This window comes from Kitasatospora sp. NPDC032150, from assembly GCF_055579945.1.
Window position 1 is genome coordinate 34,589 of record NZ_JBVIMH010000002.1, and the last position, 13,721, is coordinate 48,309.

Sequence of the window (13,721 nt, forward strand, 5' to 3'; positions counted from 1 at the left end):
AGCCGCGGGCCTACGAGGCCGTGCGCGGGATCCGCTGCTCCCAGTCGCGTTCGAAGACGACCGAGCCGCCCTCCAGCGCACTCAGATGGCTGTGCGCGATGAAGTGCGTCGCGTCGCAGGTGATCTGGGAGCGGGCGCGGACGGTGACGTCCCACCCGACGTCGGGGCGCTCCAGACGGATCGTCCAGTCCGTGCGGGTCTCGGCGCTGAGCGGGTCGTCGCTCAGGATCCGGTACGCCTCCACCGCGTGCTCGTCGTAGACCAGCCCGTCCGGATAGGTGCGCGAGCCGCCGTAGCCGGGGTCGACCTCCAGCCGCCACTCCCCGGTGGCGACGTCGTGGACCACCTGGCGCTCGGGCCGGGCGACCAGCGGTTCGGTGATGTGCACCCCCAGGCCGCCCGCCTGCTCGGGCGACTCGAAGGCGATCGGCGCCTTGCCGGCGTCGGCGGCCGTTCGGCGCACCGGCAGTGCCAGCACACTGTGCCCGGGGTCCAGTTCGAAGCCACCGGCCCACGGCTGCGGCCACACCCACGGCCAGTACGCGGAGGACAGCGCCAGCCTGATCCGGTGCCCGGCCGGGAACGCGTGCGCGATCCCGGCCAGCTCGAACTCCACGTCCTCGACGGCACCCGGGGTCCACTCCACCACGCGGTCGGGACCGTGGCGGGCCGTCAGGTTGAGCGCTCCCCGGGTGACCAGCGTGGACGATCCGTCCGGCGCCACGTCGCAGAGCCGGGCGACCACCTGCCCGCGCCGCCCCTCGCTCCGCACCCGCAGCCGCAGTCCGGCCCGGCCGAGGATCTCGACCGGTTCCGGCAGCGGCGGCGAGTCGAAGCAGACCGAGCGCCCGTCCTCGGCGCGCTGGTCGGGCGGCAGGTCGGCGGCGTGCCCGAACGGGACGAACCGCCCGGCGTCGACCCCGGTGTGCTGCGGCGAGCGGACATGGACGAAGCGGTCGTCGGACGGTGTTCCGGCCGTCCGCAGCACCTCGTCCAGGTCGTAGTGCACCTCCCGTACGTCCGGCGAGGGCCAGGACTCCTCGCGCACCCACCGCCCGGGGCGGTTGGCGTAGCGCGTGGCCGGCGGCACGGACTCGTTCATCCAGCCGCGCAGCGCCGGCTCCTTCAGGACGCCGGTGTCGACGTCCTTCAACCAGTGGTCCCACCAGCGCAGGGTCTCCTGGAGGAAGCCGATCGCCGGGCCGGGCGGCTGGCCGCGGTCGGGGTACTGGTGCGGCCACGGGCCGATGATCCCGCGGACGGGCGCGTCCAGGTGCTCGACCAGCCGCAGCACGGTGTCCCGGTACGGGTCGGCCCAGCCGCCCACGGCCAGCACTGCGGCCCTGATCGCGCCGTAGTCCTCCCGGACGCTGCCGCGCCGCCACTGCTCGTCCCGGGTCTGGTGGCCCAGCCAGCGGTGGACGGGCGGCTCCACCGCCGCCAGCCGCTCCAGCCACATCCGGCGCCAGTCGTCCCCGACGTACCGGGGGTCCGGCGGGCGCGCGCTGAAGGCCAGCATCGCGGCCGACCGGGAGTGCATGTCCACCGCCAGCAGCGAGCCGCCGAGGTAGTGGACGTCGTTGCGGTAGCGGTCGTCGGTGGAGCAGACGGTCACCACGGCCCCCAGCGCCTCGGGGGCCCGCGCCGCGATCTGCAGGCTGTTGCTGCCGCCCCAGCCGATCCCGATCAGCCCCACCCGGCCGCTGCACCAGGGCTGTGCGGCCAGCCACTCCACCACGGCGACGCCGTCGGCGGTCTCCTGCTCGCAGTACTGGTCGCCGGGCACCCCGCCCGAGTTGCCGTGTCCCCGGATGTCGACCCGGACGCTCGCGTAGCCGTGCCCGGCGTACCACGGGTGGCGCTGGGTGTCGCGCGGCGCGGTCCGGTCGCTGAGCCGGTACGGCAGGTACTCCAGCAGTGCGGGCACCGGCTCGTCGGTCACCGGCCGCCAGATCCGGGCGAACAGTTCCACGCCGTCCGCGAGCGGGATGCGCCGGTCCTCGCGGACGGTGGGGTACGGATACGAGGCGGAGTGCTGCATGGCGGGCTCCCGAGTGGTCAGTGTCCACGGTGCCTGATCGACGACCGAATCAGACAATAATGGACACTTCCTCCCAAATGAGACAGGGAATGGTTGGCCGTCAGCTCGCCCCGCCCGGTCGGGCAGTCACGTTCGGAGCGAGCGTGGCGCTGGCCTCGGCCGGGCCGTTCGAGCTGTCGTGGACCTTCTCGCCGCTCTCGCCCGTGCCGTCGTCGACGGCCGGGCCGTCGCCCCGGATCGCGACCACGATGCTGGCGAACGGGCTGGTGGCGAAGGGTGCGCCGGTGTTGCCGCCGACCCCGGTGCTGGTCATCGTCCGTCCTGACCAAGTGAGTTGATGGAGCACCGGATGTCGATGCCCACGGGTGGGGCCGAGTCTCCGCGCACCGAAGGGGGTGGTTGAAGGGGCTGGAGGTGGCGGAGCTCCGTACGGTCGACGACTGTCCGCGGACGGGAATCCGCGAATGAGTGGCCGTCGGGGGAATTTGCGGGAGCTGCGTGCGGGCGCCCTGTAGTTGCACATGGCTTGCAAATACGCATCGGTAGGGGGAAGGATGTCCCAGCTCAGCTGTGCCGCCATTCGGAGAGGACCCGTCATGTCTGCGCCAAGCCGTCTCCGTGACCGGCTCACCCGGGACGAGTGGATCCGCCTCGCCGGTATGGGAGGCTTCGTCCTCGCACTCCATGTCATCGGGTGGTTCACCCTGCTCGCGGTCATCGCGCCCAAGCACTACGACGTCGGCGGACAGGTCTTCGGCGCCGGGATGGGCCTGACCGCCTACACCCTGGGCATGCGCCACGCCTTCGACGCCGACCACATCGCCGCCATCGACAACACCACCCGCAAGCTGATGGGTCAGGGCAAGCGGCCGCTCTCGGTCGGCTTCTGGTTCTCGCTCGGGCACTCCTCGATCGTCTTCGGCCTCTGCGCCCTGCTCGCCTTCGGCATCCGCTCGCTGGCCGGCCAGGTCGAGTCCGACGACTCCAACCTGCACAAGGTCACCGGCCTGATCGGCACCGGCGTCTCCGGCACCTTCCTGCTGCTGATCGGCCTGATCAACCTCGGCGCGTTCAACGGCATCCTCAAGGTCTTCCGCAGGATGCGGCAGGGCGAGTTCGACGAGGCCGAGCTGGAGAAGCAGCTCGACAAGCGCGGCTTCCTGAACCGCATCCTCGGCCGGGTCACCAGGGCCGTCACCAAGCCCTGGCACATGTACCCGGTCGGCCTGCTCTTCGGCCTCGGCTTCGACACCGCGACCGAGGTCTCGCTGCTGGTCCTGGCCGGCGGTGCGGCGGCCTTCTCGCTGCCCTGGTACGCGCTGCTGGTGCTGCCGGTCCTGTTCGCGGCCGGCATGAGCCTGCTCGACACCATCGACGGCTCGTTCATGAACTTCGCCTACGAGTGGGCCTTCTCCAAGCCGGTCCGCAAGATCTACTACAACCTCACCGTCACCGGGCTGTCCGTTCTGGTCGCCCTGGTGATCGGCCTGATCGAACTGATCGGCCTGCTCGGTGAGAAGTTCGACATCACCACCGGCCCGATCGGCTGGATCGCCTCCCTCGACCTCAATCTGGTCGGCTACGCGATCGTCGGCCTCTTCGTGGTCACCTGGGCCGGGGCACTCGCCTTCTGGAAGCTCGGCAAGGTCGAGCAGAAGTGGTCCGCCGGCATGCGCGAGGCCGTCCCGGTGGCCGGCGACGGCGAGTAGGAACCGAAGCCGCACACCGCAGGGCCGCGACCGGGGTTGCCCCGATCGCGGCCCTGCGGTGTGTCTGCGGCTGTGTGTCCGCGGCTGTGCGTCAGCAGCGCCCGGGCGGGCCGGCCGTCCGGTCAGCGGCCCAGCGCCGCCAGTACCGCCCTGGCCATCACCCGCTCGCCGGTCACGTTCGGGTGGAAGGGCACGGCGGGGGAGCCGGGGAGGGCACCCTCGACCCAGCGGTCCGTGGAGCAGGCGTCGTGGCCCTTGGTGGGGGTGAGGGTGTCGACGTAGGTGGCGCCGCCCGCGGCGGCGGTGGTGGCGAGCATGGTGTTGAGCCGGCCGAGGATGGAGCGCAGGTAGGCGACGTCGCCGGTGGTGACCGGCTGGCGGCCGAAGCAGTCGTGCTCGTTGTCGGGGAGGACGGCCGGGTAACCGACCAGTAGGACCTTGGCGTTGGGGGCCTTGGCGTGGATCCGCTGGAGGGTGTCCGCGAGTTGCGGGGCGGCGGCGTTGATGCGGTCCACCAGGGTGTCCTCGCCGTACTGCCAGGACCAGGTGCTGAAGTCCCAGTGGCCGTGGGCGTAGTGGTCGTGGCAGGGGGTGCCGAGCGGGTTGACCACGGCGCCGGCGATGCAGGTGGCGATGACGTCGCCGATGCCGATGTCCGAGGTGCCGAGGTCGTTTCCGCCGATGCCGAGGGTGACCAGGTCGGTGTCGGCCTTCACCGCGTCCAGCTGCGGGTCGTTGACCCGGATGAAGAGGTCGTACTGGGGTGAGGTCATCGCCTTGATCTTGGCGGCCGCACAGGTCACATCGGTGTAGCTGGAGGTGCCGAGGGCGGCGGCGACCAGATGTCCGTAGTTGTGGTCGGAGCGCAGGCAGAGTCCGGCCGACTGGCCGGGCACGCCGGCCCCGGCGGCATAGGAGTCGCCGAGTGCGACGTAGTTGCGGCCCGTGGAGGCGTGGGCGGCCGGCGCACCGAACGCGGTGAGCGCGGCGGCCGCGAGGACGCCGCTGACCAGGGCGGTTGTGCGCTTCAGGGCATGGCGGAGCACGGGTTCCTCCTGGGGGAGAGAAACAGGCGGTCGGGTGGGGGCGGCCTTGTCATGGACGTTTCCGGCTACCGCTTAGTAAGTTACTGACGCGTTAACAGGTTGTCCAGATATTCGACCGGAGAAATCCGGGAATCTCCGCGGGGTATTCGCGGAATTACGCTCCTCGGTGGAGCGAATCGGTAATTCGGATACGCCGTGGAGCGAAATGCGCCGAGCGCTTGTTACCGACCGGTTGACCGGCGGCGGCCAAAGGCGCAGGATCGGACCGCCCCGCCCGCCAGTTCAGCCCAGCCGACCTCCGGAGGACCCCGCATGGCACTGGACGCCGACGTCATCGTCATCGGAGCCGGCCTGGCAGGCCTGGTGGCCACCGCCGAACTCGCCGACGCCGGGCGGAAGGTGATCCTGCTGGACCAGGAGCCGAGGGCCTCGCTCGGTGGTCAGGCGCACTGGTCCTTCGGTGGCCTGTTCCTGGTCGACTCGCCCGAGCAGCGCCGGATGCGGATCCGCGACTCGCACCAACTCGCCTGGCAGGACTGGCTCGGAACGGCGGGCTTCGACCGGGCCGAGGACCACTGGCCGCGCCGCTGGGCCGAGGCGTACGTCGACTTCGCAGCCGGCGAGAAGCGCAACTGGTTGCGCGCACAGGGGATCCGGTTCTTCCCGGTGGTCGGCTGGGCCGAGCGCGGCGGGCTGCTGGCCAGCGGCCCGGGCAACTCGGTGCCCCGCTTCCACATCACCTGGGGGACCGGCCCCGGCGTCGTGGAGCCGTTCGCCAGAAGGGTGTCGGCGGCCGCCGCCCGCGGACGGGTGGAACTGCGCTTCCGCCACCGGGTCACCGGCCTGTCGGCGAGCGCCGGAGTGACGGACACCGTCAGCGGCGAGGTGCTGGCGCCGAGCAACGTCCCGCGCGGCCGGGCCAGTTCGCGCGAGGCCACGGGGAGCTTCGAACTGCGCGCGCAGGCGGTCATCGTCGCCTCGGGCGGTATCGGCGGCAACCACGACCTGGTCCGCAAGGCGTGGCCCGCCCGGCTCGGCACACCGCCGGAGCGGATGCTCTCGGGCGTGCCCGCGCACGTGGACGGTCTGATGCTGGAGATCGCGGGCGAGGCCGGCGGCCATCTGATCAACGGCGACCGGATGTGGCACTACACCGAGGGCATCCGGAACTGGAACCCGATCTGGCCGAGCCACGGCATCCGGATCCTGCCCGGACCCTCCTCGCTCTGGCTGGACGCGCGCGGGCGGCGCCTTCCCGTGCCGCTGTTCCCGGGCTTCGACACCCTCGGCACGCTCGAACACATCATGACCACCGGCCACGACCACACCTGGTTCGTGCTCACCCAGAAGATCATCGAGAAGGAGTTCGCCCTCTCCGGCTCCGAGCAGAACCCCGACCTGACCGGCCGCAGCATCAAGGACGTCCTGGGCCGGGCGCGGTCGGGCGCACAGGGACCGGTCGAGGCGTTCAAGCGCAACGGCGCGGACTTCGTGGTCGCCCGTACGCTGCCGGAGCTGGTCCGGGGGATGAACGCGAAGACGGACCAGCCGCTCATCGACGAGGCCGAGCTGCGCCGCGAGATCGAGGCGCGCGACCGCGAGATGGCCAACCCGTTCAGCAAGGATCTCCAGGTGACGGCGATCCACGGCGCCCGCCGCTATCTGGGTGACCGGCTGACCCGTACCGCCGCCCCGCACCGGCTGCTCGACCCCGGGGCGGGCCCGCTGATCGCGGTACGGCTCAACATCCTCACCCGCAAGTCGCTCGGCGGACTGGAGACCGACCTCTCCGCCCGGGTGCTGCGGGCGGACGGATCGCCGCTGGAGGGCGTGTACGCGGCCGGGGAGGCGGCCGGCTTCGGCGGCGGCGGGGTGCACGGCTACCGCTCCCTGGAGGGGACCTTCCTGGGCGGCTGCCTGTTCTCCGGCCGGATCGCCGGCCGGGCGGCGGCCCGCGCCACGGCGTGAGACCCGCACCCGCTCGTCTGCGACCCCTCACCGAACGCCGTCCAAGGAGCGCGAGCAGCACTGGTGCGCTCCCTCCGTACCTCGAGGCGCCCAGGTGGGCGGTCCGGGGCGGTACGCCGGGGCGACATGCGGCGAAGGAGCGCCACCCGGCGCGGCCGGACGGGCCGCGGGGTGACGCTCCCGACGAGCGGTGGCGTCAGCGGTTGACGTAGACGCTGTCCATGAAGTCCATGAGCTGCTTGTCCGTGAGGCGCTGCCCCTCACGGTGGCCCATGGCCAGGTCGGCCTCGCTGATCATGCCGACCAGTCGCTCGTTCTCGATCACCGGGATGCGGCGGATCTGGTGCTGCTCCATCTTCTTCAGCACCGTGTCCATGTCGTCGTCGGCGCGGACGCAGTGCAGATGGCCGGCCAGGTCCATGGCCCTCATGTTGGCCGGGTCCTTTCCCTCGGCGATACATCGGATGACGATGTCCCGGTCGGTGATGATGCCCTTGAGCTTCTGGTCGGTACCGCAGATGGGCAGGGCGCCGACGCCCTTGTCCCGCATGATCTTCGCGGCCTTGTCCAGGGTCTCGTCGGCGTTGATGCACTGGGCGCCGGCGTGCATGACGTCACGTGCTGTGATCACGGTCTAATCCTCCTCGGTCGCTCCGCTCCGGCGGCAGCGCCGTTCGCAACCGCTCGAGACGCGGGCGGAGAGTGGCGATGTGGTCACCATAAGCACCGGCGGGCCGGCGCGCGCGGCGGAGCAGGTGGAGGAGGGGCGAGGGCAGGTGGAGGAGGGGCGAGGGCAGGTGTCCCTCCGTCGTGGCGGGCGGTCCGCCCAGGCGCCGCCCACTGACCGCCGCCCCGCACCACCGGTTCGGCCCCGGCGGCCGGTGGTGCAGAATCTGGTGATCACGGGGGTGTTCATCGCCGCTCCGGTGACCTGGGACCTGATCGGCGCGCCAACTGCCGCCCGGTGTCGCGGGGGCACGGGGGTCCACCGTGATCGTCGGTCTCAACGGCCTGCGGCTGCCGCGCGATCGGGTGCGGCGGCGGGCCCTGACGGAAGGAAACCGATGGCTCGTCGTGCCGCCGGTAAGCAGCTGCCCACCGACCCGGCTGCGGCCAACGCGTCCAAGCAGGCCCGGCGTTCGAAGGCGTCCGGTGCCGACGCGGGCTGCACGGTGACGGTCTGCCGGGGTTGCTGCTGCGGCACCACGGCCAAGCACCCCGAGGTGGACCACGCGGCACAGCTGGTACGGCTGCGCGAAGGCGTCGGCGAGGCGGGCCGGGTGCGGGCGGTGCCCTGCCTGGACGCCTGCGACCACTCCAACGTGGTCGTGGTCAGCCCGTCGGCGGCCGGACGGCTGGCGGGCGGCCGCCCGGTCTGGCTCGGCTGGGTGCTGGCCGACGACATGCTGGACGAGATAACCGAGTGGGTACGGGCAGGCGGCCCCGGCATCGCCGAACCGCCAGGCACCCTGGACCTCCAGGAGTTCGCGGTCTCCCGTCGCGTCCGCGAGGGCCTGCGCGACTGACGGTGCGCCCCGGCACGGGTCCCGGGGGCCGGCTCCCGTGCCGTACCCAGGGGCACGGCGAGCCGCGCGAGCCCGCCGCTGGGCGCGCACCCGAGGGCCCGCACCCGAGCGCCTCGGCTGCACGGGCGCTGCGACGAGCTGCCATGATGGGCCGCATGGAAGACCAGCGCGCACCCGGCACGGCGGAGCTGAACGGAAGGCCGGTGAGCCCGGCTGAGCTCCAGGCGCTGGCGCTCACCGGTTACGGGCACTTCACCACGATGCTGGTGGAGGACGGCCGGGTGCGCGGCCTGCCGCTGCATCTGGAGCGGCTGGCCCGGGACTGCCGCACGGTCTTCGGGACCGAGCTGGACCTCGGCCGGGTACGGGAGTTCGCGCGCCGGGCAGTACCGGCCCGGGGAGCGGTGGTGGTCCGGGTGACCGTCTTCGACCCGGCACTGGACCTCGGCACGATCGGCTCGCCCGCCGAGCCGCAGCTGCTGGTGACCTCCCGCCCGGCGGGCGGGGCGGGGCCGCTCCCGCCGCTGCGGGTGCGTTCGGTGGCGTACCGCAGGGACCTGCCCGCGGTGAAGAGCGTGGGCCTGTTCGGCTCGCTCTGGCACCGCCGCCAGGCGCAGCGGGCGGGCTTCGACGACGTGCTGTTCGTGGACGGTGAGCGGGGGATCTCCGAGGGCAGCACCTGGAACATCGGGTTCGTCCGCGGCCGGCAGGTGGTCTGGCCCGAGGCCGACCACCTGGTGGGGACCACGATGGAGCTGCTGCGGGGGCTCTACCGCTGCGACTTCGAGCGGGTGGGCCTGGCGGAGGCGGCGGGTTTCGAGGCCGCGTTCGCGACCAATGCCGCCATCGGCGTGCGGGCCGTCGGCGGGCTGGACGGGCTGACCCTGCCGGCCGAGCACCCGGTGATCGAGGAACTGCGCGCACGGTACGCGGCGCTGCCCGGCGATCAGCTCTGAGCGGATCCGGTCCGCTCACGGCGAAGTCGGGTTCCGGTCAGGCGGGCCGCGATGAAGGATCGGCGGCATGGAGACCTTGGAGATCCTTCCGGAACGGCTGTACCTGTTGGGTTGCGGGATCGGGCACGTCTACCTGTGGTGTGACCCCGGGGAGTTGACGCTGGTCGATACGGGCGTGGCCGGCTCCGGGACGGCGATCGCGGAGGCGATCCGGGGGATCGGACGCGACCCCGGCGAGCTGCGCCGAGTGCTGCTGACCCACTGTCACGAGGACCACGCGGGTTCGGCGGCGGAGATCGGCGCGTGGAACGGCGGCTCGGTCCAGGTGCTGGCGCACCGGCTGGACGCTCCGGTGATCCGGGGCGAACGGCCCGTGCTGCCACCGGTGTTCGACGACGCCCCGACGTGGGAGCGTGAACTCTGGGCGGCCAAGCCCGAGTTGCCGGCGGCACCGCCCGCTCGGGTGGACGTCGAGCTGACGGACGGCGACACCGTCGAGTTCGGCGGCGGGGCGAGGGTGGTGGCGGTGCCGGGGCACACGGAGGGGAGCGCCGCGTTCCACCTGCCCGGCCCGGGCGTGCTGTTCACGGGGGACGCGGTGGCCAACGTCGCCGGACGGACCATGCTCGGGGTCTTCAACCTGGACCGGGCGCGGGCGATCGAGTCCTTCCGCCGGCTGGCGGAACTGGACGTGCGGGTGGCGGTCTTCGGTCACGGCGAGCCGATCACCAGCGGCGGCGCCGCCGCCCTGAAGGCCGCGGCGGCGACCGCCGTCTGAGGGTGGAGCCGAGCGGTCAGGCGGTGTTCTCGGCCTGGGCCATCCAGGAGTACTTCTCCAGGTCGGCGGTGAGCCCGATCAGGATGTCCTGACTGACCGGGTCGGGGTCGGCGGTGGCGGCGATCCGCTCGCGCATCCGGACGATCACCGCGCCCAGTGCCGCGACCAGGGTGCCCACCGTGGCGGAGTCGGTGACGGCGCCCTCGGGAGCGGTGGCGATGCCGCTGCTCCCGGACACCGTCTTGGCCCGCCCGTCCGGGGAGACGCCGATGGCCGCCGCCCGCTCGGCCACGGTGTCGGCGTGCTGCCGGGCGATGCCGACCACCTCGTCCAGCTGGAGGTGCACCGAGCGGAAGCGCGGCCCGACCACGTTCCAGTGCAACTGCTTCGCCACCAGGGACAGATCGATCAGATCGACCAGTGCGCCCTGCAGTGCCTCCCCGACCACCTTGCGGTCGGCCTCCGGCAGGGGGCTCTTGACTCCGTACATCGGCTCGGTTCCTTCCGGTGCGACTTCGGTGACTGGTGTGCGACTCCGGTGACTGGTTCGACTTCAGCGGCTGCTGCTGTGGTGACCATGGCCCGGTTTCGCGGGTCAGCCTCTCACAGCAGCACCACAAAACGGTCATATCGCTCAATGTGCCGGGGTGTCCCCGCCGCTGCTCCTCGCCTGCTCGGCACCGGCGCGGGTCGTCCGGCCTCGTCCCGCACTCGACGAGGAGCCTTCAGTCAAACCATCGTCAAATGACTGCCGGTCAGGAGACCCTCCATCACAGGTGAATCACCGATTCTTTGCGAACACATGGGCGAAACTTGCGGTCTGGCACATCGACACGACAACGGTTGTTCACCGGATGTCCGTGTGCAGGCAATCCACCGCTGCGAATCTCCACGCCATGGATATCCCACGCATGGGCGTGCCCGAGAAGCTCGCCGACCGGATGAGCATGGCCGAGCAGCACGAGTACCTGCGCAGCAGGTTCTCCCGTCGCAAGGCGCTGCGGATCGGCGCCATCTCGGTCGGTGCGGTGGCCGTCGGCGGCGCGCTGGGCAGCGGCACCGCTTTCGCCGCCCCCGCCACTCCGGGCCTGCTCGCGGCGAGCGCCACGGAGGGCATCAACGGTTCGCTGGTCGCCCCGATCGGCCGTCACCTGGCCTTCGGCGCCGAGCCGGACACCCAGTTCCGGATCTCCTGGCAGGTCCCGGCCCCGGTCAAGCGGCCGTTCCTGCGCTTCGGCAAGCACCCCTGGTCGCTCAGCCACAAGATCCAGGCCGAGGTGCGCGCCCTGCACACCCCTGCGCTGACCCCGACCGGCACCCCGGTCGACCAGTACTACCTGCACGTCTCGCTGGACGACCTCGACCCGGACACCACCTACTACTACGGTGTCGGCCACGACGGCTTCGACCCGGCCTCGCAGCAGGCCATCTCCACCCTCAGCACCTTCCGCACCGCGCCGTCCCGGGACTGGCGCTGGGGCAAGCCGTACGCGCCGTTCACCTTCACCGCCTTCGGTGACCAGGGCGTCAGCTCGCACGCCGCCGGGAACGACCACGTCATCCTGGCCCAGAAGCCGTCATTCCACCTGCACGCCGGCGACATCTGCTACGCCGACCCGATGGGCCAGGGTCAGGACTCGGACAAGACCGCGTACAACGCCAAGACCTGGGACGACTTCCTGGTCCAGACCGAGACCGTCGCCTCGAGGATCCCGTGGATGGTCTCCTACGGCAACCACGACATGGAGGCCTGGTACTCGCACAACGGGTACGGCGGCGAGGACGCCCGCTTCTACCTGCCCGACAACGGCCCGGACCCGCGCAAGGCCCCCGGTGTCTACGCCTTCAAGTACGGCAACGTCGGCGTCATCTCGCTGGACGCCAACGACGTCTCGTACGAGATCCCGGCCAACCTCGGCCTCACCGCGGGCAAGCAGACCAAGTGGCTGGACCGCAAGCTGTGCGAGCTGCGCTCGGACGACAGCATCGACTTCATCGTGGTCTTCTTCCACCACTGCGCCTTCTCCACCACCCACCAGCACGCCTCCGAGGGCGGTGTCCGCGAGGCCTGGGTGCCGCTGTTCGAGAAGTACCGCGTGGACCTGGTGATCAACGGCCACAACCACGTCTACGAGCGCACCGACGCGATCCTCGGCAACAAGGTCTCCAAGGCCGTGCCGAGCGGTGAGACCATCGAGCCGGCCAAGGACGGCGTCGTCTACGTCACCGCCGGTGCGGCCGGCCGCAGCCTGTACAGCTTCGACTACCCCGACACCTACGAGGGCCACGAGCACCGGGTGGACGAGGTCAAGACCTTCCACTTCGGCAAGGGCGGCGCGAAGGTCGAGGAGACCGTCGAGTGGTCCCGGGTCCGCTACACCGGCTACTCCTTCATCAAGGTGGACGTCACCCCGGCCCACCCCGGCCGCAAGTCCTCGATGAAGGTCACCGCCCTGGCGGAGGACGGCACCCAGATCGACCACTACACCATCCTGCGCAAGGCCGGTGAGAGCTGGGACGACGACGGCGACGACTGGTCGTGGCCGAGCCGCTGACCCTCTCCGCCTGACCCCGATCCGAAGGTGGCGCCACCGGACCGCACCCGGTGGCGCCACCTTCGCCATGCACGTGGTCAGGCCTCCAGCGCCGCCAGCTGCTCGGCGAGGGTGTCGCCGTGCCGGAAGGTGAGGCCGGCCAGCGCCACGTGCTTCCAGCGCACCGCCCCGTCCCCGTCCAGGACGAACACCGAGCGGCGCAGGCCGAGGCCGGGCACCGCGATCCCGTACGCCCTGGCCACCGCCCGGTCCGGATCGGCCAGCAGCGGGAAGCCCAGGCCGTGCTTGCGCGCGAACCGCTCGTGGCCAGGGCTCGACGGCGACCACGGAGCGATCATCGTGTGGCTGACTCGGCGATGCATGCAGCACCGGCCCGATCTCGCGTACAGCGAGCAGGGCCTGCGGGTACAGCGGTACCGCAACGGCTGCGCCAGGCCGGACGCTTCGCCAGTGCCGATTGACTACTTCGTCGGCCAGGGCGAGTGGGCGGATCCTCCGGAGTCCTGATGGCGGTGAAGGTGACCTCCTACGATCGGGACACCGATCGGCGTGATCGAGTGGAGAAGCCGTCTGCGTATGCCGGGACCGGTATCCCGGTGTATCTGCTCATCGACCGGGAGAACTACGAGGCCACCGTGTACAGCAGGCCGGAAGACGGGAAGTACCGGACCTGCGTGACCAAGGCATTCGGTGACGACGTGGAGCTGCCCAGCCCGGTCGGCTTCGTCCTGGAGACCGAAGCCTTCAAGAACTACGTGCGCTGAGGGCACCTCCGGTCGCACCGTTAAGCTCGCTGGTCATGACCGTCGTACGCTCCGCCCTGCTGTTCGTCCTCGCCGCGATCCTGGAGATCGGGGGTGCGTGGATGGTGTGGCAGGGGGTCCGCGAGCACCGGGGGCCGGTCTGGATCGGTGCGGGCGTGGTCACCCTCGGGGCGTACGGGTTCGTGGCCACGCTGCAGGCGGACAGCCACTTCGGGCGGGTGCTGGCCGCCTACGGCGGGGTGTTCGTTGCGGGTTCGCTGCTGTGGGGCGTGCTGATGGACGGCTACCGGCCGGACCGGGCGGACGTCATCGGTGCGCTGATCTGCCTGGCCGGTGTCGCCGTCATCATGTACGGACCGCGGGGGAGTTGAGCCCCGT

14 protein-coding genes are annotated in these 13,721 nt (G+C 71.3%); 8 read left to right on the forward strand and 6 right to left on the reverse strand.

What is annotated here, in order from left to right:
• Positions 1–10: 10 nt before the first annotated feature.
• Positions 11–2,041: a CocE/NonD family hydrolase gene (locus tag ACZ5ON_RS02490; protein WP_465584109.1), complete on the reverse strand. Its 2,031-nt coding sequence runs from the start codon at positions 2,039–2,041 to the stop codon at positions 11–13.
• Between the two features lie 100 nt (positions 2,042–2,141).
• A complete protein-coding gene (locus tag ACZ5ON_RS02495; RefSeq protein WP_465584112.1) occupies positions 2,142–2,354 on the reverse strand; it encodes a hypothetical protein in 213 nt (70 codons plus the stop codon).
• A gap of 283 nt (positions 2,355–2,637) precedes the next feature.
• Here ACZ5ON_RS02495 and nicT point away from each other — a divergent pair, with 283 nt between their 5' ends.
• Complete coding sequence (gene nicT, locus ACZ5ON_RS02500) at positions 2,638–3,750, forward strand: Nickel transporter NicT (RefSeq protein ID WP_465584115.1); 1,113 nt, start codon at positions 2,638–2,640, stop codon at positions 3,748–3,750.
• Positions 3,751–3,872: 122 nt separating this feature from the next.
• On the opposite strand, the gene ACZ5ON_RS02505 is transcribed toward nicT, so the two are convergent.
• A complete protein-coding gene (locus ACZ5ON_RS02505) occupies positions 3,873–4,796 on the reverse strand; it encodes an SGNH/GDSL hydrolase family protein (RefSeq protein ID WP_465584118.1) in 924 nt (307 codons plus the stop codon).
• Between the two features lie 312 nt (positions 4,797–5,108).
• Here ACZ5ON_RS02505 and ACZ5ON_RS02510 point away from each other — a divergent pair, with 312 nt between their 5' ends.
• Positions 5,109–6,764, forward strand: coding sequence for an FAD-binding dehydrogenase (locus ACZ5ON_RS02510; protein WP_465584122.1), 1,656 nt, complete (start codon positions 5,109–5,111; stop codon positions 6,762–6,764).
• Positions 6,765–6,960: 196 nt separating this feature from the next.
• Here ACZ5ON_RS02510 and ACZ5ON_RS02515 read toward each other — a convergent pair whose 3' ends face one another.
• Entirely contained in the window at positions 6,961–7,395 is a 435-nt protein-coding gene (locus tag ACZ5ON_RS02515) for a CBS domain-containing protein (protein ID WP_465584125.1), read from the reverse strand.
• A gap of 433 nt (positions 7,396–7,828) precedes the next feature.
• Here ACZ5ON_RS02515 and ACZ5ON_RS02520 point away from each other — a divergent pair, with 433 nt between their 5' ends.
• The 3 genes from ACZ5ON_RS02520 to ACZ5ON_RS02530 all read left to right on the forward strand — a co-directional run bounded on the left by ACZ5ON_RS02520 (position 7,829) and on the right by ACZ5ON_RS02530 (position 10,024).
• On the forward strand, positions 7,829–8,290 hold the full coding sequence (locus ACZ5ON_RS02520; RefSeq protein WP_465584130.1) for a (2Fe-2S) ferredoxin domain-containing protein: 462 nt from the start codon (positions 7,829–7,831) through the stop codon (positions 8,288–8,290).
• A 155-nt stretch (positions 8,291–8,445) separates the two neighbouring features.
• Positions 8,446–9,246 (forward strand): aminotransferase class IV, encoded by an 801-nt coding sequence (locus tag ACZ5ON_RS02525; RefSeq protein WP_465584134.1) that lies wholly within the window; start codon positions 8,446–8,448, stop codon positions 9,244–9,246.
• Between the two features lie 67 nt (positions 9,247–9,313).
• Complete coding sequence (locus ACZ5ON_RS02530; protein ID WP_465584137.1) at positions 9,314–10,024, forward strand: MBL fold metallo-hydrolase; 711 nt, start codon at positions 9,314–9,316, stop codon at positions 10,022–10,024.
• 16 nt (positions 10,025–10,040) lie between these two features.
• On the opposite strand, the gene ACZ5ON_RS02535 is transcribed toward ACZ5ON_RS02530, so the two are convergent.
• On the reverse strand, positions 10,041–10,514 hold the full coding sequence (locus ACZ5ON_RS02535) for a Dps family protein (RefSeq protein WP_344635654.1): 474 nt from the start codon (positions 10,512–10,514) through the stop codon (positions 10,041–10,043).
• 406 nt (positions 10,515–10,920) lie between these two features.
• Here ACZ5ON_RS02535 and ACZ5ON_RS02540 point away from each other — a divergent pair, with 406 nt between their 5' ends.
• Positions 10,921–12,579, forward strand: a complete 1,659-nt coding sequence (locus tag ACZ5ON_RS02540; RefSeq protein WP_465584142.1) for a purple acid phosphatase family protein — start codon at positions 10,921–10,923, stop codon at positions 12,577–12,579.
• 77 nt (positions 12,580–12,656) lie between these two features.
• On the opposite strand, the gene ACZ5ON_RS02545 is transcribed toward ACZ5ON_RS02540, so the two are convergent.
• Positions 12,657–12,917: a redoxin domain-containing protein gene (locus tag ACZ5ON_RS02545; protein ID WP_465584145.1), complete on the reverse strand. Its 261-nt coding sequence runs from the start codon at positions 12,915–12,917 to the stop codon at positions 12,657–12,659.
• Positions 12,918–13,085: 168 nt separating this feature from the next.
• Between ACZ5ON_RS02545 and ACZ5ON_RS02550 the strand changes: the two genes are divergently transcribed.
• Together ACZ5ON_RS02550 and ACZ5ON_RS02555 are read left to right on the forward strand one after the other, a co-directional pair.
• Positions 13,086–13,343: a Uma2 family endonuclease gene (locus tag ACZ5ON_RS02550; protein ID WP_465584148.1), complete on the forward strand. Its 258-nt coding sequence runs from the start codon at positions 13,086–13,088 to the stop codon at positions 13,341–13,343.
• A gap of 35 nt (positions 13,344–13,378) precedes the next feature.
• Positions 13,379–13,714: a YnfA family protein gene (locus ACZ5ON_RS02555; protein WP_465584154.1), complete on the forward strand. Its 336-nt coding sequence runs from the start codon at positions 13,379–13,381 to the stop codon at positions 13,712–13,714.
• The last annotated feature ends 7 nt before the right edge of the window (positions 13,715–13,721 follow it).

What these genes read in the sequence shown, in the direction of transcription:
- ACZ5ON_RS02495 (WP_465584112.1), bottom strand. Translation starts at nt 2,354, where the DNA reads ATGACCAGCACCGGGGTCGGCGGCAACACCGGCGCACCCTTCGCCACC.
- ACZ5ON_RS02510 (WP_465584122.1), top strand. Translation starts at nt 5,109, where the DNA reads ATGGCACTGGACGCCGACGTCATCGTCATCGGAGCCGGCCTGGCAGGC.
- ACZ5ON_RS02490 (WP_465584109.1), bottom strand. Translation starts at nt 2,041, where the DNA reads ATGCAGCACTCCGCCTCGTATCCGTACCCCACCGTCCGCGAGGACCGG.
- ACZ5ON_RS02530 (WP_465584137.1), top strand. Translation starts at nt 9,314, where the DNA reads ATGGAGACCTTGGAGATCCTTCCGGAACGGCTGTACCTGTTGGGTTGC.
- ACZ5ON_RS02545 (WP_465584145.1), bottom strand. Translation starts at nt 12,917, where the DNA reads ATGATCGCTCCGTGGTCGCCGTCGAGCCCTGGCCACGAGCGGTTCGCG.
- ACZ5ON_RS02525 (WP_465584134.1), top strand. Translation starts at nt 8,446, where the DNA reads ATGGAAGACCAGCGCGCACCCGGCACGGCGGAGCTGAACGGAAGGCCG.
- ACZ5ON_RS02540 (WP_465584142.1), top strand. Translation starts at nt 10,921, where the DNA reads ATGGATATCCCACGCATGGGCGTGCCCGAGAAGCTCGCCGACCGGATG.
- ACZ5ON_RS02550 (WP_465584148.1), top strand. Translation starts at nt 13,086, where the DNA reads ATGGCGGTGAAGGTGACCTCCTACGATCGGGACACCGATCGGCGTGAT.
- ACZ5ON_RS02520 (WP_465584130.1), top strand. Translation starts at nt 7,829, where the DNA reads ATGGCTCGTCGTGCCGCCGGTAAGCAGCTGCCCACCGACCCGGCTGCG.
- nicT (WP_465584115.1), top strand. Translation starts at nt 2,638, where the DNA reads ATGTCTGCGCCAAGCCGTCTCCGTGACCGGCTCACCCGGGACGAGTGG.
- ACZ5ON_RS02535 (WP_344635654.1), bottom strand. Translation starts at nt 10,514, where the DNA reads ATGTACGGAGTCAAGAGCCCCCTGCCGGAGGCCGACCGCAAGGTGGTC.
- ACZ5ON_RS02555 (WP_465584154.1), top strand. Translation starts at nt 13,379, where the DNA reads ATGACCGTCGTACGCTCCGCCCTGCTGTTCGTCCTCGCCGCGATCCTG.